Raw genomic sequence first — 21,841 nt, 5'->3', positions numbered from 1 at the left:
ATAAAATTTACTGAGCAGGCGTGATTCTGCGCGGGCGACGCGGCGGACGTGCTTTGTCGCCAGCGGGTTTCCCCTCGCCTGTGCGCGGTTTTGGTTTCGCCTTCGCCGCCCCGCTATCCTGACGTCGCGGCTGCTGACTGCGCCCCGCTCCCCCCTGATTTTGTCCGCGTCCACGACCGCCGCCGCCGCGCTGCTGACGGCCATTCTGAATCGGCTCCGCTTTAATCGACGGGTCCGGCTCATAGCCCGGCGTCGTAATGCGTGGGATCTCTTTTTTCAGCAATTTTTCGATATCACGCAACAGTTTATGCTCGTCAACACAGACCAGCGACAGCGCCTCGCCAGTTGCCGCCGCGCGACCGGTACGGCCAATACGGTGTACATAATCTTCCGGCACGTTCGGCAGTTCATAGTTGACCACGTGCGGCAGCTCTTCAATATCCAGACCACGCGCCGCAATATCCGTCGCTACCAGCACGCGAATATCGCCGGATTTAAAATCGGCCAGCGCGCGGGTACGTGCGCCCTGCGATTTATTACCGTGGATCGCCGCGCTGCGAATACCGTCTTTATTAAGCTGTTCCGCCAGATGGTTCGCGCCATGCTTGGTGCGGGTGAAGACCAACACCTGCTGCCAGTTGCCCTGGCCAATCATCTGCGACAACAGTTCACGTTTGCGTTTTTTATCGACAAAGTGCACGTGCTGCGTCACCTGCTCTGAGGCCGTGTTGCGTCGCGCCACTTCGATTTCCAGCGGGTTGCGCAACAGCTTTTCGGCGAGCGCTTTGATGTCGTCGGAGAACGTGGCGGAGAACAGCAGATTCTGACGCTTCGCCGGCAGTTTCGCCAGCACGCGACGAATGTCGTGAATGAAGCCCATATCCAGCATACGGTCGGCTTCATCCAGTACCAGAATCTCAATCTGATCCAGCTTCACGGCATTTTGATGTTCCAGGTCGAGCAGACGTCCCGGCGTCGCCACCAGCACATCCACGCCGCCGCGCAGTTTCATCATCTGCGGATTAATGCTTACGCCGCCAAATACCACCAGCGAGCGAATATTGAGATATTTACTGTAATCTTTGACGTTTTCGCCAATTTGCGCCGCCAGCTCGCGGGTTGGCGTGAGGATCAACGCGCGCACCGGGCGACGACCTTTAGCGTGCGGCTGATGGGTAATCAGGTGCTGCAATAATGGCAGGGTAAAACCCGCCGTTTTACCGGTTCCGGTCTGGGCGCTGGCCATCAGATCGCGGCCTTCCAGCACGGCAGGAATTGCCTGTTGCTGAATAGGGGTAGGTTCACGGTAACCCTGCTCGGCAATGGCGCGCAGGATATCAGGGTTTAATCCCAGGGAATCAAAAGACATAACTACTCCGGACCGCCCCGACCGTTGCCGGTGTAGTTTTCAGGGAGATGCTCAAATTTGGAATGACAAAAACCACAATGTCATGAAGGGGCGGAGTGTAGCAGTTTTTGTGATGCGGCGCATAAATTATCCCGGAAGGTGGCAAAGACAAATTAATCGACCACACTGGACAAGTGCCATTATGAGTCATAGTCTTAATCAATCGATTGATTAAGTATTAGGGCGTGTGATGAATATTCCCACCACGACCACCAAGGGCGAGCAGGCGAAAAGTCAGCTCATTGCCGCCGCGCTGGCGCAGTTTGGCGAGTATGGCCTCCATGCCACCACGCGCGATATCGCCGCGCTGGCGGGGCAAAATATTGCCGCCATTACTTACTATTTCGGCTCAAAAGAGGATTTATACCTCGCCTGCGCCCAGTGGATTGCCGATTTTCTTGGCGAAAAATTTCGCCCCCATGCTGAAAAGGCGGAACGTCTGTTTCGCCAGCCTGTCCCTGACCGGGACGCCATACGCGAGCTCATTCTGCTCGCCTGCAAGAACATGATTATGCTGCTGACGCAGGAAGACACCGTTAACCTGAGCAAATTTATTTCACGCGAGCAGCTCTCTCCCACGTCGGCCTACCAATTGGTTCATGAACAAGTTATCGATCCGTTGCACACCCATCTGACAAGATTGGTTGCCGCTTATACCGGCTGCGACGCCAATGATACGCGCATGATTTTGCATACCCATGCCTTACTGGGCGAAGTGCTGGCGTTCCGTCTCGGCAAAGAAACTATTCTGTTACGTACCGGCTGGCCGCAGTTTGATGAAGAAAAAGCGGAGCTGATTTACCAGACGGTAACCTGCCACATCGATCTTATTCTGCACGGTTTAACGCAAAGGAGTCTGGACTGATGAAAAAACCTGTCGTTATCGGACTGGCAATCGCAGCGATCGTCGCTGTGATTGCCGGTGGAACCTGGTGGTATCAAAGTCGGCAGGACGATGGGCTGACGCTATACGGTAATGTCGATATCCGTACCGTCAATATCAGCTTTCGCGTCGGCGGCAGGCTGGCGTCGCTGAATGTTGATGAAGGCGATGCCATCAAAGCCGGACAGGTGCTCGGCGAACTGGATCACGCGCCATACGAAAACGCGCTAATGCAGGCGAAAGCTGGCGTGTCGGTCGCGCAGGCGCAATATGATTTGATGCTGGCAGGCTATCGCGATGAAGAGATAGCCCAGGCCGCCGCCGCCGTCAGACAGGCGCAAGCCGCCTATGACTACGCGCAAAACTTTTATAACCGCCAGCAAGGATTGTGGAAAAGCCGCACCATTTCCGCTAACGATCTGGAAAACGCCCGCTCATCGCGCGATCAGGCGCAGGCGACGCTGAAGTCCGCGCAGGATAAACTGAGCCAGTACCGTACCGGTAATCGTGAACAGGATATCGCCCAGGCGAAAGCCAGCCTGGAACAGGCAAAGGCCCAACTGGCGCAGGCGCAGCTTGATTTGCAGGACACCACGCTTATCGCGCCTGCCAACGGAACCTTGCTCACCCGCGCGGTCGAGCCTGGCAGTATGCTGAACGCCGGCAGCACGGTATTAACGCTCTCGCTGACCCGCCCCGTCTGGGTGCGCGCCTATGTCGATGAACGCAACCTCAGTCAGACACAACCGGGGCGCGACATTCTGTTGTATACCGACGGTCGTCCTGACAAACCTTACCACGGCAAGATTGGTTTCGTTTCGCCCACCGCGGAATTTACGCCGAAAACCGTCGAAACGCCGGATCTGCGTACCGATCTTGTCTATCGCCTGCGCATTATCGTCACCGATGCGGACGATGCGTTACGCCAGGGGATGCCAGTCACGGTGAAATTTAATGACGAGGCACGGCATGAGTGAGGCCGTTATTACGCTGCACGGTCTGACGAAGCGCTTTGCGGGAATGGATAAACCCGCCGTCGCGCCGCTCGACTGTACCATTCATTCCGGTTATGTCACCGGGCTGGTAGGGCCGGACGGCGCAGGAAAAACCACGCTGATGCGTATGCTGGCGGGCCTGCTCAAAGCCGATGGCGGCAGCGCGTCCGTATTGGGCTTCGACCCGATACAAAACGACAGCGAGCTGCACGCGGTTCTGGGCTATATGCCGCAGAAATTTGGTCTGTATGAAGATCTTACCGTCATGGAGAACCTTAATCTCTATGCCGATTTACGCAGCGTTACCGGCGAGATACGGGAAAAGACCTTTGCCCGTTTGTTGGAATTTACCGCCCTCGGCCCTTTCACTGGCCGTCTGGCGGGGAAATTGTCCGGCGGGATGAAGCAAAAACTGGGGCTGGCCTGTACGCTGGTCGGCGAACCGAAAGTGCTGCTGTTGGATGAACCGGGCGTTGGCGTTGACCCGATTTCACGGCGCGAGTTGTGGCAAATGGTTCACGAACTGGCGGGCGACGGGATGCTGATTTTATGGAGCACCTCCTATCTGGATGAAGCCGAACAGTGTCGCGATGTGCTGCTGATGAATGAAGGCGAGCTGCTCTATCAGGGCGAACCTAAAGCGCTGACGCAAACGATGGCCGGGCGTAGCTTTCTGATGAGCAGTCCACAGGAAAACAACCGTAAGTTACTACAGAGAGCGCTCAGACTGCCGCAGGTGAGCGACGGCATGATTCAGGGACGTTCGGTACGTCTGATCCTGAAAAAAGAGGCGACCGCAGCAGATATTCGTCAGGCCGAAGGGATGCCGGAAATCACCCTCAATGAGACCGCGCCGCGTTTCGAAGATGCGTTTATCGATCTGCTTGGCGGAGCGGGAACCTCGGAGTCTCCGCTGGGTTCAATCCTGCATACGGTTGAAGGCACTGCCGGCGAAACGGTGATTGAAGCGCAGGAACTGACGAAAAAATTTGGCGATTTCGCGGCCACGGACCATGTTAATTTCGTCGTACAGCGCGGCGAGATTTTTGGCCTGCTCGGCCCGAACGGCGCGGGTAAATCAACCACCTTTAAAATGATGTGCGGCCTGCTGGTGCCGACGTCCGGCAAGGCGCTGGTGCTGGATATGGACCTGAAAGTCAGCTCCGGCAAAGCCCGTCAGCATCTGGGCTATATGGCGCAAAAATTTTCGCTTTACGGCAACCTGACGGTTGAGCAGAACCTGCGTTTTTTCTCCGGCGTCTACGGTTTGCGGGGCCGCGCGCAAAATGAAAAAATTCAGCGCATGAGTGAAGCGTTTGGTCTGAAAAGCATCGCGTCGCATCCCACCGATGCGCTGCCGCTGGGCTTTAAACAGCGACTGGCGCTGGCCTGCTCGCTGATGCACGAACCGGATATTTTATTCCTTGATGAACCAACGTCCGGGGTTGATCCCCTCACCCGCCGTGAATTTTGGCTGCACATTAATAGTATGGTGGAAAAAGGGGTCACGGTAATGGTGACGACCCACTTTATGGATGAGGCGGAATATTGCGATCGCATCGGACTGGTTTATCGTGGGAAGCTTATCGCCAGCGGTACGCCGGACGATCTCAAAGCGCAGGCCGCCGATGAGCAACAGGCCGATCCGACGATGGAGCAGGCCTTTATCACTCTCATCAATGACTGGGATAAGGAGCATACGCATGAGTAAGTCTCTCTCCTGGCGCCGCGTGCGTGCGTTGTGCGTCAAAGAGACGCGCCAGATCGTGCGCGATCCCAGTAGCTGGCTGATTGCGGTGGTGATCCCGCTGCTGTTGCTGTTTATTTTTGGTTACGGCATTAACCTTGACTCCAGCAAGCTGCGGGTGGGGATTCTGCTTGAACAGCAAAGCCAGGAGGCGCTGGATTTCACTCATGCGATGACCGGTTCACCCTATATCGACGCGACCATTAGCGATAATCGCCATGAATTAATTGAAAAAATGCAGGCCGGACGCATTCGCGGACTGGTGGTGATTCCGGTGGATTTCGCGCAGCAAATGGCGCGCGACGGTGACAGCGCGCCGATTCAGGTGATTACCGACGGCAGCGAGCCAAACACCGCCAACTTCGTTCAGGGTTATGTGGAAGGCATCTGGCAAATCTGGCAACAGCAGCGGGCGGAAGATCGCGGCGACACCTTTGAACCGCTCATCGACGTCCAGACGCGCTACTGGTTTAACCCGGCGGCGATCAGTCAGCATTTTATCATTCCCGGGGCGGTGACCATTATCATGACGGTAATTGGCGCAATCCTCACCTCGCTGGTCGTTGCCCGCGAATGGGAGCGCGGCACGATGGAGGCGCTGCTCTCAACCGAAGTGACGCGTGTTGAACTGCTGCTGTGTAAGCTTATTCCCTATTACTTTCTCGGTATGCTGGCGATGCTGCTCTGTATGCTGGTATCGGTGTTTATTCTCGGCGTGCCGTATCGCGGTTCGCTGGTGATTCTGTTTATCATCACCAGTCTGTTTTTACTGAGTACGCTGGGGATGGGGCTGTTGATTTCCACCATCACTCGCAACCAGTTTAACGCTGCGCAGGTGGCGCTGAACGCCGCCTTTTTGCCCTCGATTATGCTGTCCGGGTTTATCTTCCAGATAGACAGTATGCCTGCGGTGATCCGCGCGGTGACCTATATTATTCCGGCGCGCTATTTTGTCAGCACCCTGCAAAGTCTGTTTCTGGCCGGCAATATTCCAGTCGTGTTAGGCGTTAACGTACTGTTTTTAATCGCCTCGGCGGTGATGTTTATTGGCCTGACGTGGCTAAAAACCAAACGACGGCTGGATTAACTCTGGCGCTCCTATTTTGCCCGGTGGCGCTATGCTTACCGGGCCTACGGGCCATGTAGGTCGGGTTAGCGTAGCGCCACCCGACATGAGGAAGGTTCTATGTTTCATCGCTTATGGACGTTAATTCGCAAAGAACTGCAATCGCTTTTACGCGAACCACAAACGCGCGCGATCCTGATTCTGCCGGTGCTGATTCAGGTCATCCTGTTTCCGTTCGCCGCAACGCTTGAAGTCACTAACGCGACTATCGCCATCTATAACGAAGATAACGGCAAACATTCGGTAGAACTTACCCAGCGCTTTGCCCGCGCGAAAGCGTTTACCCATGTGCTATTGCTGAACAGTCCGCAGGAGATCCAGCCGACTATCGATACGCAAAAAGCGCTGCTGCTGGTGCGCTTCCCGGCGGATTTCTCGCGAAATCTGGATACCTTCCAGCCTGCGCCGATGCAACTCATTCTTGATGGACGTAACTCCAACAGCGCGCAAATCGCCGCCAATTATCTGCAACAGATCGTCAAGGAGTATCAGCAGACATTGATGGACGGCAAGCCAAAGCCCAACAATAGCGAACTGGTGGTACGCAACTGGTATAACCCGAATCTGGACTACAAGTGGTTTGTGGTGCCCTCGCTGATCGCCATGATCACCACTATTGGCGTGATGATCGTCACTTCGCTGTCCGTCGCCCGCGAGCGTGAACAAGGCACTCTGGATCAGCTGCTGGTCTCTCCGCTCACCACCTGGCAGATTTTCGTTGGTAAAGCGGTGCCAGCGCTGATTGTCGCAACCTTCCAGGCCACGATCGTGCTAGCTATCGGCATTTGGGCATACCAAATTCCCTTCGCCGGTTCGTTAGCGCTATTTTATTTCACGATGGTGATTTACGGGCTGTCGCTGGTAGGCTTTGGCTTGCTGATATCATCGCTTTGCGCCACGCAACAGCAGGCGTTTATCGGCGTCTTTGTCTTTATGATGCCGGCGATTTTGCTCTCGGGGTATGTCTCGCCGGTGGAAAATATGCCGGTCTGGCTGCAAAACCTGACGTGGATAAATCCTATCCGCCACTTTACTGATATTACTAAGCAAATTTATCTTAAGGATGCGAGTCTGGGAATTGTCTGGGGAAGTTTGTGGCCGCTACTGGTGATAGCGGCCACCACGGGTTCAGCGGCGTATGCGATGTTTAGACGCAAAGTGATGTAGCTTTTTATCTTTCGCCAGTAGCGAGACCACGGCGGGCCCGGCCAGGATAGCCAGCCCCGCCAGAGCCAGTAAGACATTGTTTTGCAATACGCGGGATAGCAGCCAGAGGACAATCAGCGCGGTGCCGAAGTACCAGGTGGTAGTCAGCTCTTCCAGCACATCCGCCACATCGCGCCAGCGTTGCTCATGATGGCGCTGCAACGCCAGCATCAGCAGTACCGTCACGCCATAAAGCACGCATAATCCCAGGCCGACGCGCACTAATGTGCCGCTCATCCAGCCTATTACCAGCATCGCCACTACCAGTAAATGCAACATAATCTGCCAACAACCGAGGCCGGTTGCGACACGAACGCGTTGTTGCCACTTCATGGCTTTTCTCCTGAAGCATTTTTCTCTCATTATTCAGAGTACCGAACTTTACGGAAAATTCCGTAAGACCGCATCTTTTTGTGACGACGACTACACTATTTCAATCAGGATAGTGACGCGGACAGGAAGAAAATGACTCAACACACGCGAAATTTTTCATTCAAAGTGCTCACAATTAATACGCACAAAGGTTTTACCGCCTTTAATAAACGCTTCATCCTGCCGGAGCTGCGCGACGCCGTCAGAACGGTCGGCGCCGATATCGTCTGTCTGCAAGAAGTGATGGGCGCGCATGAAGTACATCCGCTGCATATCGAAAACTGGCCGGACACTACCCACTATGAATTTTTGGCCGACACCATGTGGAGCGATTTCGCCTATGGCCGCAATGCGGTCTATCCGGAAGGCCACCACGGTAACGCGGTTCTATCTCGCTATCCCATTGAACATTATGAAAATCGCGACGTCTCGGTCGGCGGTAGCGAAAAACGCGGCGTGCTCTATTGCCGCATTACGCCGCCCATGCTCAACCGCCCTATCCACGTCATGTGCGTACATCTCGGCCTGCGGGAGAGCCATCGCCAGGCACAGTTAACCATGCTGGCGGGATGGGTGAATGCCTTGCCGGAATCAGAACCGGTGCTGGTGGCCGGAGACTTTAATGACTGGCGGCAAAAGGCCGGCCCGCCATTAAACGCAGCCGGGCTGGAGGAGATATTCACCCGTGCCCATGGCCGACCAGCGCGCACATTCCCGGTGAGTATGCCGCTGCTGCGACTCGATCGTATTTACGTCAAGAATGCGAACGCCAGTTCTCCTACGGCGCTACCGCTGCGGAACTGGCGACATTTATCAGACCATGCCCCCCTTAGCGCGGAGATCCATCTATGAAATGCGGCTGGCGTGAAGGTAATCAAATTCAGCTACTGGAAAACGGCGACCAGTTCTATCCTGCCGTGTTTGAGGCTATCGCTCAGGCACAGCAAAAAATCATTCTGGAAACCTTTATCTTGTTTGAAGATGAGGTGGGTAAAAAACTCCATGCCGCTCTGCTAAAAGCCGCACAGCGCGGCGTAAAAGCCGAAGTATTACTCGACGGCTACGGCTCTCCCGATCTCAGCGACGCGTTTGTCGGCGAATTAACCTCGGCGGGCGTGATTTTCCGCTATTACGACCCCCGCCCGCGTCTACTGGGGTTGCGAACCAATATCTTCCGCCGAATGCACCGCAAAATTGTGGTAATTGATGATCGTATTGCCTTTGTCGGCGGCATTAACTACTCCGCCGAACATATGTCGGATTACGGCCCGCAGGCGAAACAAGACTACGCGGTACGGGTCGAAGGGCCTGTTGTGGCCGATATCCTGCAATTCGAAGTCGAGAATCTGCCGGGGCAAAGCCCCGCGCGCCGCTGGTGGAAGCGCCATCACCAGGCTGAAGAAAACCGCCACCCCGGCGAAGCGCAGGCGCTGTTTGTCTGGCGGGATAACGAAGAGCACCGCGACGATATCGAACGTCATTATCTGAAAATGCTGACCCAGGCAAAGCGTGAAGTGATTATCGCTAACGCCTATTTTTTCCCCGGCTATCGCTTGCTCCACGCAATGCGTAAAGCCGCCCGCCGTGGCGTGAGCGTAAAACTGATTGTCCAGGGGGAACCAGACATGCCGATAGTCAAAGTCGGCGCGCGGTTGCTCTATAACTATCTGGTGAAGGGCGGCGTGCAGGTTTATGAATACCGACGCCGTCCGCTGCATGGCAAAGTGGCGCTGATGGACGATCACTGGGCCACGGTAGGGTCGAGTAATCTCGATCCGCTCAGCCTGTCGCTTAACCTTGAAGCTAACCTGATCATTCACGATCGTACTTTTAACCAGACCCTGCGCGATAATTTACAAGGCATCATCGTGAACGATTGTAAGCAGGTCGATGAGTCTATGCTGCCGAAACGCACCTGGTGGAACCTGACCAAAAGCGTGCTGGCGTTCCACTTTTTACGTCATTTCCCGGCGCTGGTCGGCTGGCTACCTGCGCATACCCCGCATCTGGCGCAGGTTCCCCCGCCTGCCCAGCCAGAAATGGAAACCCAGGATCGCGTTGATCCAGAAAATACAGGAGTGAAGCCCTAATGGCTAAATCGCATCCGCGCTGGCGGCTGGCTAAAAAAGTGCTGACCTGGCTGTTTTTTATTGCGGTCGTCGTTCTGCTGGTGGTTTATGCTAAAAAGGTCGACTGGGGCGATGTCTGGATCGTCATCCGCGACTATAACCGCACGGCGCTTTTAAGCGCTGTAGGACTGGTGATCGTTAGCTATCTTCTGTACGGCTGCTACGACCTGCTTGGACGGCTTTATTGCGGCCATAAGCTGGCGAAGCGACAGGTGATGTTGGTATCGTTCGTCTGCTATGCCTTTAACCTGACGCTCAGCACCTGGGTCGGCGGGATCGGGATGCGTTACCGACTATACTCTCGCCTCGGGTTGCCCGGCAGTACTATCACGCGCATTTTCTCACTCAGCATTACCACTAACTGGCTGGGCTATATTCTGCTTGGCGGCATCATTTTTACCTTCGGTGTTGTCCAGCTTCCCGACCACTGGTATATCGATGAAGGCACGCTACGTATTCTCGGTATCGTTTTATTGTTGATTATCGCGGTCTATCTGTGGTTTTGCGCCTTTGCGAAGCGGCGGCATATGACGATTAAAGGGCAGAAACTGGTGCTGCCGTCATGGAAATTCGCGCTGGCGCAGATGGCGATCTCCAGCGCGAACTGGATGGCGATGGGCGCCATCATCTGGCTGCTGATGGGTCAGGATGTGAACTATTTCTTTGTGCTGGGCGTACTGCTGGTGAGCAGTATCGCGGGCGTCATCGTGCATATTCCGGCAGGCATCGGCGTGCTGGAGGCCGTATTCATCGCGTTGCTGGCGGGCGAACATACGTCGCAAGGCACGATTATCGCCGCCCTGCTCGCGTACCGCGTGCTTTACTATTTTATTCCCCTGTTGCTGGCGCTGGTGTGCTACCTGATCCTGGAAAGCCGGGCGAAGAAGCTGCGGGCGAAAAACGAGCGGGCGATGGCGAAATAAATTTAAGCAGACGCGTTTTCGCTTTCCAGCACAACGCGTTTTATCCGGTAAAAATAAACATATGCTGAGAAAAAAGACGTATTCATCTGTAAGCGGGAAAAAAGCAGCAATGACCAGCTAAACAGCAGCAGGAGCACTTCGTGAAACTCGCCCATGAATACTGATGACAGGGTACAGAACGCTGCCAACGTAACGGAAATAATGGCCAGCAATAGCGCATAGCGGTAAATAATGACCCCGATCATATTCCCATGACAATCCGTTAATAAAATGAGAAATCAGCGCTGGCGGGCATTTCTTATTAAAATCCTCGCCGCCATTTTTAATGGCGCGAGTGACGTCTTTAGCTTCACAAAACGCTAACCAAAATTGTTTGCCACATAATTTAATCATTATACCCATCATCACCAACCTGAATAAAAACCTGCAACGCCTACGGCCTGAAAAATAATAGTATTTCCACAATCATCAAAATGATATAACGACACAGCGTAACCACAGCATTAATAATGCCAAGGTAAAGCGTCAGCGCGCCAAGTAAAGCGCAACGAGGCAGCGATGAAAACTCACCGTGGTATAACATGCGGGCATAACCGTGAAGTGTCGATTTTTCTAGTGCTGTAATCAATGTCCACACCAATACCGTCAGCACACTGACTATCCAGACCAGAGTGCTACTGGCCACCAGGCTATTGACAACTATCGCAGCGATGATCCCGCTTACCGCCATAAAAATTAACGGCCTGAATAGACCAGAACTGATATTCAGGTAGAAAATAAATAAAGCATTAAGACTAAACATGATTCCAACAATCACGAAAATGGTCGCGCCACCTGAGAAAAGGTAAGCTAATGACACGCCGGTAAGCGTAATGATGGCAATATATATCAACGTTACGGCAACAGTGCCAAAGCGGGAAAGACAGGTAACGGCCCCATACCCCAGGCCAAGCAAAAGTGCTGATACCCACAAAACAACAACAGGTTGAACGTGGGTTATCAAAAAATGAGTATACAACGTTAACCATATAATGCCGGCGGTACACCATAGTCCCAACGCAGTATACCAATAGGTAAGGGATAACATTGTCGCGGGAATAAATGCTATTTGCCGTATACGTATTGCAGCCAGAGGGCCCACTTGTCATTTATCACTCTTCACATGATCACGGTGATAAGAATGGCAAGCGCAGGAAAACATTTCTAAGATATTAATGCTGTTTCGCCCTAAATATATTCCTAAAAAAATCCTGGCGCAGGGCCAGGATTTTAAGAGATCGCTATAATTAGCGGCGATTGCCAAAAATACGCAGTAACATCAGGAACAGGTTGATAAAGTCCAGGTACAGCGTTAACGCGCCGAGAATCGAATATTTACGCAGATTAGCGCTATCGCGGGTATCTATTTGCTCGCCGATATTCTTCAGTTTCTGCGTGTCATAGGCCGTCAGACCGACAAACACCACCACCCCGATATAGGTTACCGCCCACATCAGCGCTTCACTCTTCAGCCAGAAATTGACCAGCGAGGCCAGAACGATACCAATAAGCGCCATAAACAGCATATTGCCGAAACCGCTAAGATCGCGTTTAGTGGTGTACCCGTACAGGCTCATGGCGCCAAACATTCCCCCCGTCACCACAAACGTGCTGGCGATAGAGGAGTAGGTGTAAACGATAAAAATACTGGATAACGTCAATCCGGTTAGCGCCGAATAGAGCATAAACAGCGTCGTCGCCATTCCGGCGCTAAGTTTATGCACCAGTCCCGACAGAACAAACACCAGCGCAAGCTGGGCAATAATTAAGCCAAAGAAAGTGATCTTACTGGAAAAGACAAACATCATGACGGCTGGCGTATTAGCCGCATACCACGCGATAAACGCGGTCAGTAACAGTCCGACCGTCATCCAGCCATACACTTGCGCCATATAGGTCTGCAGGCCGGATCGCGCCTGCACTATTGAATCAGATCGTGGAAATCTGTCCATGATGAACTCCTGTGTGGAAATGATACCCTAAAGCGTATCACATTCTGCTACCAACGTTTCGCCAACTGCTGGTCGCTGTCGCGCGCTTCGACCCAGCGATCGCCTTCCGGCGTGGCTTCACGCTTCCAGAACGGCGCACAGGTTTTCAGATAATCCATAATGAACTGACCGGCGTCGAACGCGCTACTGCGGTGCGCGCTGGTGACGCCGACAAACACAATCTCATCGCCCGGCCATAATTCGCCAACGCGATGAATCACCGTGACCCGTCCCAGCGGCCAGCGGGAACGCGCCTTCGCGACGATCTCCGCCAGAGCTTTCTCAGTCATGCCGGGATAATGCTCCAGCGTCAGCGCCTTAACGCTATCGCCCAGGTTATGATTGCGCACTTTTCCAGTAAAGGTGACGACCGCGCCGTCTTCGTCGCGCGCCGCCAGCCAGGAATATTCCTCCCCGACGCTAAACGGCGCAGGGCCGACTACAATTCGCGTTTCACGCATGTTAGCCCCCCGTGACTGGCGGGAAAAACGCCACTTCATCGCCCGCCGTCAGCGGATGGTCAAAACTTACCAGCGTCTGGTTGACCGCCGCCAACAGCTTGCCGTCTTCCAGCGCCAGCGCCCAGCGATCGCTCTTTGTCGCCAGATGCTGTCGCAGCGACTCAACGGTGGAAAAATCTGCTGGAAGCTCCAGCGCATCAGTTCCTGTAAGCTCGCGAACCTGGGCGAAGAAAAGCACCTTAATCATGCGTATCCACCTTAAAATCCCCCGATTTGCCGCCGCTTTTCGCCAGCAGGCGCACCGGACCAATTACCATATCTTTTTGTACCGCTTTGCACATGTCGTAGATGGTTAACGCCGCGACGGACGCCGCGGTTAATGCTTCCATTTCGACGCCGGTTTTACCGGTCAGACGGCACAGAGACTCAATACGCACGCGGTTATGCTCCGGCTCGGCCTGAAGCTGAATCTCCACTTTACTTAGCAGTAGCGGGTGGCACAGCGGGATCAGCTCCCAGGTGCGTTTGGCGGCCTGAATACCGGCAATACGGGCGGTCGCGAAAACATCGCCCTTGTGGTGTTTGCCATCAACAATCATCGCCAGCGTTTCACTACGCATGGTAACGAATGCTTCCGCCCGCGCTTCACGAACGGTTTCCGCTTTCGCGGAAACGTCCACCATGTGCGCTTCGCCTGCGGCGTTTATATGGGTTAATTGCGACATCGTTATTTCTTTAAATGAGGGTGAAAATTACATGGGCGTGTACGGGCATCCAACTGCGGCGCAATGATATTCTCCCATGCGGTTCTGCACGCTTTTGTGGAGCCCGGCATGGCGAAAATCAAGGTGTTATTCGCCACGCCAGCTACCGCGCGCGACTGCAGAGTTGCGGTGCCGATCTCTTCAAACGAGAGCATGCGAAACACTTCGCCAAATCCTTCCACTTCACGATCGAACAGCGGCAACAGCGCTTCCGGCGCCTGATCGCCTTCGGTCAAACCGGTCCCGCCAGTTATCAATACGACCTGCACCTCATCACTGGCGATCCAGGCGGAAACCTGGGCGCGAATCGCGTAACGGTTCTCTTTAACGATGGCTTTCGCCACCACTTCATGCCCGGCCTCCTGCGCCGAATCACGCAGATAATGACCGGAGGTGTCGTCTTCTTCGCCGCGTCGGCTGGAAACAGTAAGAATAGCGATGCGGGTCGGGATAAATTCAGCGCTGACCTGACTCATCTGAAATCTCCTTATTAAGGATTAACCGCCAATGTAAGATAAATTTTGCGTAATACCAGTATTGCTCTGGTGAAGGAAATGGGTCTGCTTTTTCTCCCGCAACGCGTCGGAAATACGTTCCTCAAGCGCGTATTGCTGCGCGTCATCCTGTAACAGGTCGCGTAAACTCACGCCGCCGTCGCCAAACAGACATAAATGCAGCTTACCGACAGACGAAACACGCAGGCGATTACAGGTGGCGCAGAAATCTTTTTCATACGGCATAATGAGGCCGATCTCACCGGCGTAATCGGGGTGACAAAAAACCTGCGCCGGGCCATCGCTACGCTGGCGGAGCTGGTGGATCCAACCGCGCTTAATCAGCTCGTCGCGTAATACCTGACCCGAAATATGATGTTTGCGGAAGAGATCGCTCCCCTCGCCCGTCTCCATAAGTTCAATGAAGCGTAGCTGAATGGGGCGAGGCTGAATCCAGGCAAGGAAGGTATCCAACTGATGGTGATTCACGTCGCGCATCAGCACGGTGTTGACTTTCACCTTTTCGAAACCGGCGTCAAAGGCGGCATCGATGCCCGCCATCACCTGGCGGAATTTGTCCTGACCGGTAATCGCATGGAACTGACGCGCATCCAGACTATCCACGCTAACATTGACGCCCGTCAGCCCCGCTTCGCGCCAGTTCGCGGCATCGCGCGCCAGTCGATAACCGTTAGTGGTCACCGCGATCTGGCGAATAGCATCATTTTCACCCACGGCGGCAATGATGTCGGTAAAATCGCGGCGTAATGAAGGCTCGCCGCCGGTAAGACGCACCTTCTCCGTGCCAAGACTGGCAAAAGCGCGCGTAACGCGACGAATTTCATCGACGGTAAGGAAACCGTTGTTAGTGACGCCGCCAGGTTTGTAGCCATCCGGCAGGCAGTAGGTGCAACGAAAGTTACACACATCGGTAATCGACAAACGCAAGTAGTAAAACTTACGCGCGAAAGCATCGGTAAGTTGTGAAGCCATGTACACCTTTCCAAATACGGGAGGCGGAGTCATTTCTTCCTGCGCCCTGGTGGCAAACGTTAAACGTTGTCACGGCCAAAGCACCGTATCAAAAATGACCCAGGTGCAGAGGCTAGAGTGTTTACTGTGGTTACGCCGATACTAGCGTGTAAATGACAATTTCGCCATCACGCTTTCGCTATATAAACATATACATAGCGATATGATCGTGCTATTTAGCGACAGAATACGTGAAAATCACACTTTTACATTGATATATATCATTTAGCCGTGGTAACGCCCTCGCTATAAAGGGGTAGTCGGGAATAATTAATTGTCTTTTAGCCGGTCGGCTAATTGCTGAAAACCCGCGACTTGCGCTACTGTAGCGCTGCTTATTTGACTTCAGGAATTTTTATGCGCAATCGTACGCTGGCTGACCTTGATCGTGTCGTTGCCCTCGGCGGAGGGCATGGATTAGGACGCGTCCTCTCCTCGCTTTCTTCTTTAGGTTCGCGCCTGACCGGCATTGTGACTACCACAGATAACGGGGGGTCAACTGGCCGTATTCGCCGCTCGGAAGGCGGAATCGCCTGGGGCGATATGCGCAACTGTCTGAATCAGTTAATTACCGAACCCAGCGTCGCATCCGCTATGTTTGAGTATCGTTTTGGCGGTAATGGCGAACTTTCTGGTCATAACCTCGGAAATTTGATGTTAAAGGCGTTAGATCACCTGAGCGTGCGGCCTCTGGAAGCGATTAATTTAATTCGTAATCTGCTTAAAGTGGACGCGCAGCTGATCCCGATGTCGGAGCTACCGGTAGATCTGATGGCGATTGACGAACAGGGGCATGAGATTTACGGCGAGGTGAATATCGATCAGTTAGCGACGCCGCCGCAGGAGATCATGTTAACGCCGAACGTTCCGGCGACGCGGGAAGCGGTACAGGCCATTAATGACGCGGATCTGATTCTGATTGGCCCTGGCAGTTTTTATACCAGCCTGATGCCTGGCCTGCTGCTGGATGAACTGGCACAGGCGCTGCGGCGCACCCCGGCGCCAATGGTGTATATCGGCAATCTGGGCCGCGAACTGAGTCTGCCCGCCGCCAGTTTAACGCTGGTCGATAAGCTGGCGATGATGGAGCAATATATTGGCAAAAAAGTCATTGACGCAGTGGTGGTTGGACCGCAAGTTGACGTCAGTGCGGTGAACGATCGGGTGGTGATTCAGGAAGTGCTGGAGGCCAGCGATATCCCCTATCGCCACGATCGTCAGTTACTACACAATGCGCTGGAAAAAGCGCTACAGGCGTTGGGTTAAGCCCGTTTACCGACGACACTGCGCTTATCAGAAGCCTGTTTACACCGCAGGGTAAACAGGCTCTCTCCCCCTTCTGATAAACTGCGTTCAGCTATCACCAGTAGGCGCCCATGAGCGAGCTCACCTCTTTTTCCAGCAATATATTCTCCATGAGCTCAGTAAAGAGTGACTGATTAATTTCTTCCATTATTTTTCTCCCAATAGCACGCTCTGCATCCATCTGTACCTCAATAGCACGCTCTGCGTCAGAGTCGGCTGCTATTCTTAAAGCTTCCAGTTCAGCATTGACCCGGCTCTGATACTCATCCGTTTCAATACACTCAGCCCTTTTAGCCATCATTTCACGCCACTCTTCTGGCGCTATACGCTCCAGCACTTTATGCCACGGCCCCCACAACGCAAACCATTTGTGAAAATCCCTATTTTCAGCAATTTTTATCGTTATTTCCGCCTCGTCAAGGTCAGACTCAGTAATACCCGAAACGTTATAAAAGCGCATATCCTGGGTCATTGTTGTCAGCGACAGCGACTCTCGTAACTGATTCTGAAAACCCAGATATACTTCGATTTCGTCAATAAAAAACAGCCGTTTTACCTTTTCTCTCGCGAGCGATTCTATTTGCGCCAGCCGAAAAATCTCACGCCCCGCCATAATCAGTTCCGCTAAGTGGCTATCAAAGGCGCCTCTTTCAGCATCATGAACCAACGTCGCTTCCTGCATTTGGTGGTATGCCAGTGTGACCCGATCTTCACAGCTTATCGTTGCATCCATCGCTATAGTAAATGCGGCTTCTCTTAGTGTGCTATCATCAGCCAGGCGGAGACTTGTGCCTTAAAATCCGAATGTCGGGTGTTCTGCGTATCGCTAAGACGATCCAGAAACATGCTGAAGGCTGCCGCGTTTACTTCCGTCTCAAACGCCCGCCATTGGTTGACGTCTTCCTCCTCGAGATTGGTTAGCCACCCCTGGACAGCTTGATGCAGTGGTCGAGTTACCCGAACAATTGAAAAGCCGCCCATGGCAAAAAATACCTGGGGTCCCTGATAACCCGCAGAGGACATTAGCCGCTGCATATTCTGTATTGTTCGTTCTGAAAAAGGATTATGTTCTACGATTATTCTTGTAGGTTGAGGTCCTTCACCACGAAAATGGGGTAACGACTCCGGGAGACGGACCAGGTGATTGCGAGAGGCCTGCATTATTTGTAATGCTGCTGGGAGGTTTTCCGGTAGATTACTCAATGCGTTACGGGAAACGTCCAGCGTTGTTATCGTGGGAGGTAGTGTTTCAGGCAGAACAGTAATCTGATTTTTACTTACATCCAGGAACTGTAATTCTGGTGGTAACGATGCGGGCAGACTGGTTAAGGCATTTTCGCCAGCCTCCAGATTCTTCAGGCCCGGTGGCAATGTTTCAGGCAGAGCGGTTAACGAATTACTCTGCACATTCAAATGGGTAATCCCTGACGGAAGATGTTCTGGCAGTGTCCTTATGCGGTTATCATAAACGCTCAGGTACCGAAGTTCCTCAGGTAGATTTTCAGGTAAGGAACTAATTTTATTATGGAAAAGATCCAGCGATTGAAGCGCTGAAGGCAAACGTTCCGGCAATTCAGTAATACGGTTAATGCTCAGCTCTATTTTCTGTATGGTATCCGGTAACGTGGCAGGGATACTGGTTAGCTGATTACTGCTGGCATACAGGGTCTTTATATTTCCCTGTAAATTTTCCGGCAAACTTTTCAGTTCATTGTTATCGAGTATCAGAGTAGTTATCTGCTCAGGAATACAGGCGGGTATAGTGGTAAGTCCTAATATTTTCAGACGGAGTTCCGTCTTATTATTTTTCAGGCAGTCACGCATCCGTTGTACGGCTTCTTCACGATTTGCTACCTCTTCCGCTGGCGCCTCTTTTACCCACTCAGACCAGATTAACTCATAATTCACAGCATCTTTGGAGCCGGAAGCGCTACTCGCCTGCTCGCTTTCTGTTACACGGGTATAGGTGACTGACTTTCCCCCTCCCTCAACGGTATAACCCTCTGTATTAAAAACTATAGACAGAATTTCCTGACTATTTTCACTCAAAATACAGTATTGGTCTGCCCCTCCTCTACTATACTGAATATTATCCGCATACGCCGGGAAAGCTAACATCCTTAAACATTCAAACTTGCTTTTGATCTCTTCTGGCGAGGCGGTTTCAGGTGGATGACAAAGATAAGCGATGCAGCTTTGTGCTTCAACCTGATGTTCTGAAGAGAAAAAGGCACTTATTTTATTCCATATCTCTTCTTTTAAAGGCACCTCTGTTGATGCCTCATTGCTAATACTTTGATGCCTTGCCGTAGATTGTATATTAGTAATATTAAACATATTTTCCCTACCTGATCTGAACGTAACCTAAAGTAACAGATAAGGATATTCTCAACTTTAAACAAGAGGCCATAGTCGTCATTATTTCGGACAAATTATTCAGTATTTGCAGCGCTTGACTTATAAATGCTCGCGCTTCCATCACCTCTTTTTTAAGTAGAATGATGTAATCTGTTGCCATGACACGCTTTCAACGAACTCACATAAGATTAAAATGACGATCATAAGGATAGCTATACCGATAATACGGGGCGTTTTTTTTCATAGCCGAGGAGAGAGGGAAAATTAGCGTTGGGTTCAGCCTCAACGCTAATTTTCTTCAGTTGTGATTAAACTAGCTACCCCATTGATGTTTTGAGTTTTTCGACAATCCCGTTAGTCAAAGCCTGTCACTGTTTTTCATTCCTGACTGACTTAGCCCTTACTATTGCACTGAAATTCTCAAAAGCGAGCCATGGTAACGATGACTCGCTGCCGATCGACACATTGTCAGGACGCCGCGATAAACAACTCGCGTAACTGGTGCAACTGGTCGCGAATTTGCGCGGCTTCTTCAAACTCCAGATTTTGCGCGTGCTGCATCATTTGCCCTTCCAGTTCATGAATTTTCTGCTGCAACGCTTTCGGCGTCATATCCAGTTCGACAATTCCGGCTTTTGCCGTAGAACGGCCCTTGCCTTTCCCCTTCGCTTTGGTTTTCGCAATGTTCTGCCCCAGCGCCAGGATGTCGACCACTTTTTTGTTCAGCCCCTGCGGAGTGATACCGTGCTCTTCGTTGTACTTCTGCTGCTTCTCGCGACGTCGCTCGGTTTCGCCAATCGCCTTCGCCATCGACGGCGTGATTTTATCGCCATACAGAATCGCTTTACCGTTAACGTTACGCGCCGCGCGTCCTATGGTCTGAATCAGGGAGCGCTCGGAGCGCAGGAAGCCCTCTTTATCGGCGTCCAGAATCGCCACCAGCGAGACTTCCGGCATATCCAGCCCTTCGCGCAGCAGGTTAATCCCCACCAGAACGTCAAACTCGCCCAGACGCAAATCGCGGATGATTTCCATGCGCTCCACGGTATCAATATCTGAGTGCAGGTAACGCACGCGCTCGCCGTGCTCTTCCAGATATTCGGTCAAATCTTCCGCCATCCGTTTGGTGAGCGTAGTGACAAGGACACGCTCATTAATGGCCGCACGCTGACGAATTTCGGACAGCAGATCGTCCACCTGGGTCGCCACCGGACGCACTTCAATAATCGGGTCCAGCAGCCCGGTCGGTCGCACGACCTGATCCACCACCTCATCACCAGATTTTTCCAGCTCATAGTTGCCGGGCGTGGCGGAAACATAGATAGTTTGCGGCGCTAAGGCTTCAAACTCCTCAAACTTCAGCGGACGGTTATCCAGCGCCGAAGGCAGACGGAAGCCATACTCGACCAGCGTCTCTTTGCGCGCCCGGTCGCCGCGGTACATGCCGCCTATCTGCGGGATGGTGACATGAGACTCATCCACCACCAGCAGTCCGTCGGCGGGCAGATAATCGAACAAGGTTGGCGGCGGTTCGCCCGGCCCGCGGCCCGACAGAAAGCGGGAATAGTTTTCAATGCCTGAGCAGTAGCCCAGCTCGTTCATCATCTCTAAATCGAACTGCGTGCGCTGGCTTAATCGCTGCTCTTCAAGCAGCTTATTATTTGCCAGCAAGACTTTACGCCTGTCCGCCAGCTCATCTTTTATCTCTTCCATCGCCTGCAGAATACGCTCGCGCGGCGTCACGTAGTGCGTTTTGGGATAGATAGTATAACGTGGCACCGTTGACTCTACCTGCCCGGTTAACGGGTCGAATAGCGACAGGCGTTCCACTTCTTCATCAAACAGCTCAACGCGTAGCGCGATGTCGTCAGATTCAGCCGGGAAGATGTCGATCACTTCGCCGCGCACGCGAAAGGTACCACGCTGAAAAGCTTGATCGTTACGGGTGTATTGCAATTCCGCCAGCCGACGCAAAATCGCGCGCTGGTCAATCAGCATTCCCACCGTCAGATGCAGCATCATTTTCAGGTAGAGATCCGGATCGCCCAGACCGTAAATCGCGGACACGGAAGCCACCACCACGACATCGCGTCGCTCAAGCAACGCTTTCGTTGCCGACAACCGCATTTGCTCAATATGTTCGTTTACCGAAGCGTCTTTTTCGATAAACGTATCCGAACTTGGCACATACGCTTCCGGCTGATAGTAGTCATAGTAGGAGACGAAATACTCCACCGCGTTTTCCGGGAAAAACTCTTTCATTTCGCCGTAGAGCTGTGCCGCCAGGGTTTTATTGGGCGCAAGCACCATCGTTGGCCGCTGCAAGTCCGCAATGACGTTGGCAATGGTGAATGTCTTCCCGGAGCCGGTCACGCCCAATAACGTCTGATGCGCCAGCCCGTCCTCCAGCCCCTCTTCCAGACGACGTATAGCGTCCGGCTGATCGCCAGAAGGTTTAAAAGCGGAATTCAGTTTGAACGGTTTACTCATGAGCGGCTACCTGAAGGAGTGAGCGGGCAGGGGTGTAATTTTACTCTCGACGGTGAATATTGCCAATAAAAAATACTGGATGAAAAAACAGTAACACTTCAGTATATAATGGCTATCG

Annotated in this window: 20 protein-coding genes, 3 pseudogenes and 1 riboswitch; of the genes and pseudogenes, 9 read left to right on the top strand and 14 right to left on the bottom strand. The window is 52.8% G+C overall.

Annotated elements, in window-relative coordinates:
* Nucleotides 1–7 precede the first annotated feature (7 nt).
* The gene (rhlE, locus tag NAZ64_RS14710; RefSeq protein WP_080176992.1) at nt 8–1,369 is read right to left on the bottom strand and encodes an ATP-dependent RNA helicase RhlE; all 1,362 of its coding nucleotides are present in this window, start codon (nt 1,367–1,369) and stop codon (nt 8–10) included.
* Nucleotides 1,370–1,598: 229 nt separating this feature from the next.
* Between rhlE and cecR the strand changes: the two genes are divergently transcribed.
* From cecR to NAZ64_RS14685, 5 genes are all read left to right on the top strand, one after another.
* A complete protein-coding gene (gene cecR, locus NAZ64_RS14705) occupies nt 1,599–2,273 on the top strand; it encodes a transcriptional regulator CecR (RefSeq protein ID WP_080176991.1) in 675 nt (224 codons plus the stop codon).
* Nucleotides 2,273–3,268 (top strand): secretion protein HlyD, encoded by a 996-nt coding sequence (gene hlyD / locus NAZ64_RS14700; protein WP_000743431.1) that lies wholly within the window; start codon nt 2,273–2,275, stop codon nt 3,266–3,268. Before cecR ends, hlyD begins: the two co-directional genes overlap by 1 nt.
* A complete protein-coding gene (locus NAZ64_RS14695; RefSeq protein ID WP_001287616.1) occupies nt 3,261–4,997 on the top strand; it encodes an ATP-binding cassette domain-containing protein in 1,737 nt (578 codons plus the stop codon). Before hlyD ends, NAZ64_RS14695 begins: the two co-directional genes overlap by 8 nt.
* The gene (locus NAZ64_RS14690; protein WP_000045765.1) at nt 4,990–6,120 is read left to right on the top strand and encodes an ABC transporter permease; all 1,131 of its coding nucleotides are present in this window, start codon (nt 4,990–4,992) and stop codon (nt 6,118–6,120) included. The genes NAZ64_RS14695 and NAZ64_RS14690 overlap by 8 nt, the downstream gene beginning before the upstream one ends.
* A gap of 99 nt (nt 6,121–6,219) precedes the next feature.
* On the top strand, nt 6,220–7,326 hold the full coding sequence (locus NAZ64_RS14685; RefSeq protein ID WP_000469050.1) for an ABC transporter permease: 1,107 nt from the start codon (nt 6,220–6,222) through the stop codon (nt 7,324–7,326).
* On the opposite strand, the gene NAZ64_RS14680 is transcribed toward NAZ64_RS14685, so the two are convergent.
* Nucleotides 7,288–7,698, bottom strand: coding sequence for a YbhQ family protein (locus NAZ64_RS14680; RefSeq protein WP_000871970.1), 411 nt, complete (start codon nt 7,696–7,698; stop codon nt 7,288–7,290). The two genes, NAZ64_RS14685 and NAZ64_RS14680, sit on opposite strands and share 39 nt — an antisense overlap.
* 132 nt (nt 7,699–7,830) lie before the next feature.
* Between NAZ64_RS14680 and NAZ64_RS14675 the strand changes: the two genes are divergently transcribed.
* The 3 genes from NAZ64_RS14675 to NAZ64_RS14665 are packed head-to-tail and all read left to right on the top strand — an operon-like array spanning nt 7,831 to nt 10,789.
* On the top strand, nt 7,831–8,589 hold the full coding sequence (locus tag NAZ64_RS14675) for an endonuclease/exonuclease/phosphatase family protein (protein WP_000192039.1): 759 nt from the start codon (nt 7,831–7,833) through the stop codon (nt 8,587–8,589).
* On the top strand, nt 8,586–9,827 hold the full coding sequence (gene clsB / locus NAZ64_RS14670; protein WP_000649639.1) for a cardiolipin synthase ClsB: 1,242 nt from the start codon (nt 8,586–8,588) through the stop codon (nt 9,825–9,827). Before NAZ64_RS14675 ends, clsB begins: the two co-directional genes overlap by 4 nt.
* Complete coding sequence (locus tag NAZ64_RS14665; protein WP_220569329.1) at nt 9,827–10,789, top strand: lysylphosphatidylglycerol synthase transmembrane domain-containing protein; 963 nt, start codon at nt 9,827–9,829, stop codon at nt 10,787–10,789. The genes clsB and NAZ64_RS14665 overlap by 1 nt, the downstream gene beginning before the upstream one ends.
* A gap of 2 nt (nt 10,790–10,791) precedes the next feature.
* On the opposite strand, the pseudogene NAZ64_RS14660 reads toward NAZ64_RS14665, so the two are convergent.
* The 9 genes and pseudogenes from NAZ64_RS14660 to moaA all read right to left on the bottom strand — a co-directional run.
* A pseudogene (locus NAZ64_RS14660) lies at nt 10,792–11,040 on the bottom strand (hypothetical protein); the annotation flags it as partial.
* Nucleotides 10,967–11,200, bottom strand: a pseudogene (locus tag NAZ64_RS14655) (hypothetical protein); the annotation flags it as partial. The pseudogenes NAZ64_RS14660 and NAZ64_RS14655, both read right to left, overlap by 74 nt.
* Before the next feature lie 22 nt (nt 11,201–11,222).
* Nucleotides 11,223–11,930 carry a Bax inhibitor-1 family protein gene (locus tag NAZ64_RS14650; protein ID WP_076935439.1) on the bottom strand — a complete coding sequence of 236 codons (708 nt, stop codon included), beginning with the start codon at nt 11,928–11,930 and terminating at the stop codon, nt 11,223–11,225.
* A gap of 145 nt (nt 11,931–12,075) precedes the next feature.
* Nucleotides 12,076–12,780, bottom strand: coding sequence for a Bax inhibitor-1/YccA family protein (locus NAZ64_RS14645; RefSeq protein WP_000373611.1), 705 nt, complete (start codon nt 12,778–12,780; stop codon nt 12,076–12,078).
* Between the two features lie 47 nt (nt 12,781–12,827).
* Complete coding sequence (moaE, locus tag NAZ64_RS14640; protein WP_220569330.1) at nt 12,828–13,280, bottom strand: molybdopterin synthase catalytic subunit MoaE; 453 nt, start codon at nt 13,278–13,280, stop codon at nt 12,828–12,830.
* 1 nt (nt 13,281) lies between these two features.
* Entirely contained in the window at nt 13,282–13,527 is a 246-nt protein-coding gene (gene moaD / locus NAZ64_RS14635; protein ID WP_000598599.1) for a molybdopterin synthase sulfur carrier subunit, read from the bottom strand.
* Complete coding sequence (gene moaC / locus NAZ64_RS14630) at nt 13,520–14,005, bottom strand: cyclic pyranopterin monophosphate synthase MoaC (RefSeq protein ID WP_000080895.1); 486 nt, start codon at nt 14,003–14,005, stop codon at nt 13,520–13,522. Before moaC ends, moaD begins: the two co-directional genes overlap by 8 nt.
* Nucleotides 14,006–14,007: 2 nt before the next feature.
* Nucleotides 14,008–14,520: a molybdenum cofactor biosynthesis protein B gene (moaB, locus tag NAZ64_RS14625; RefSeq protein ID WP_000084604.1), complete on the bottom strand. Its 513-nt coding sequence runs from the start codon at nt 14,518–14,520 to the stop codon at nt 14,008–14,010.
* Nucleotides 14,521–14,541: 21 nt separating this feature from the next.
* Nucleotides 14,542–15,531, bottom strand: a complete 990-nt coding sequence (gene moaA / locus NAZ64_RS14620; protein WP_000168180.1) for a GTP 3',8-cyclase MoaA — start codon at nt 15,529–15,531, stop codon at nt 14,542–14,544.
* A riboswitch (molybdenum cofactor riboswitch) is annotated at nt 15,519–15,663 on the bottom strand. (Overlaps the previous gene by 13 nt.)
* Nucleotides 15,664–15,927: 264 nt before the next feature.
* Here moaA and yvcK point away from each other — a divergent pair.
* The gene (gene yvcK / locus NAZ64_RS14615; protein WP_001246040.1) at nt 15,928–16,836 is read left to right on the top strand and encodes a uridine diphosphate-N-acetylglucosamine-binding protein YvcK; all 909 of its coding nucleotides are present in this window, start codon (nt 15,928–15,930) and stop codon (nt 16,834–16,836) included.
* Nucleotides 16,837–16,930: 94 nt separating this feature from the next.
* On the opposite strand, the pseudogene slrP reads toward yvcK, so the two are convergent.
* The 3 genes and pseudogenes from slrP to uvrB all read right to left on the bottom strand — a co-directional run bounded on the left by slrP (nt 16,931) and on the right by uvrB (nt 21,723).
* Nucleotides 16,931–19,212: pseudogene (gene slrP, locus NAZ64_RS14610) on the bottom strand (SPI-1 type III secretion system effector E3 ubiquitin transferase SlrP).
* 7 nt (nt 19,213–19,219) lie between these two features.
* On the bottom strand, nt 19,220–19,393 hold the full coding sequence (locus NAZ64_RS14605; protein WP_134944911.1) for a hypothetical protein: 174 nt from the start codon (nt 19,391–19,393) through the stop codon (nt 19,220–19,222).
* Between the two features lie 308 nt (nt 19,394–19,701).
* Complete coding sequence (uvrB, locus tag NAZ64_RS14600) at nt 19,702–21,723, bottom strand: excinuclease ABC subunit UvrB (RefSeq protein ID WP_000042502.1); 2,022 nt, start codon at nt 21,721–21,723, stop codon at nt 19,702–19,704.
* Nucleotides 21,724–21,841: the final 118 nt, after the last annotated feature.

It is taken from the genome of Salmonella sp. A1325, assembly GCF_056991255.1.
Note: the sequence above shows the minus strand (reverse complement) of the source record. Positions and strands in the feature narration are given on the sequence as shown.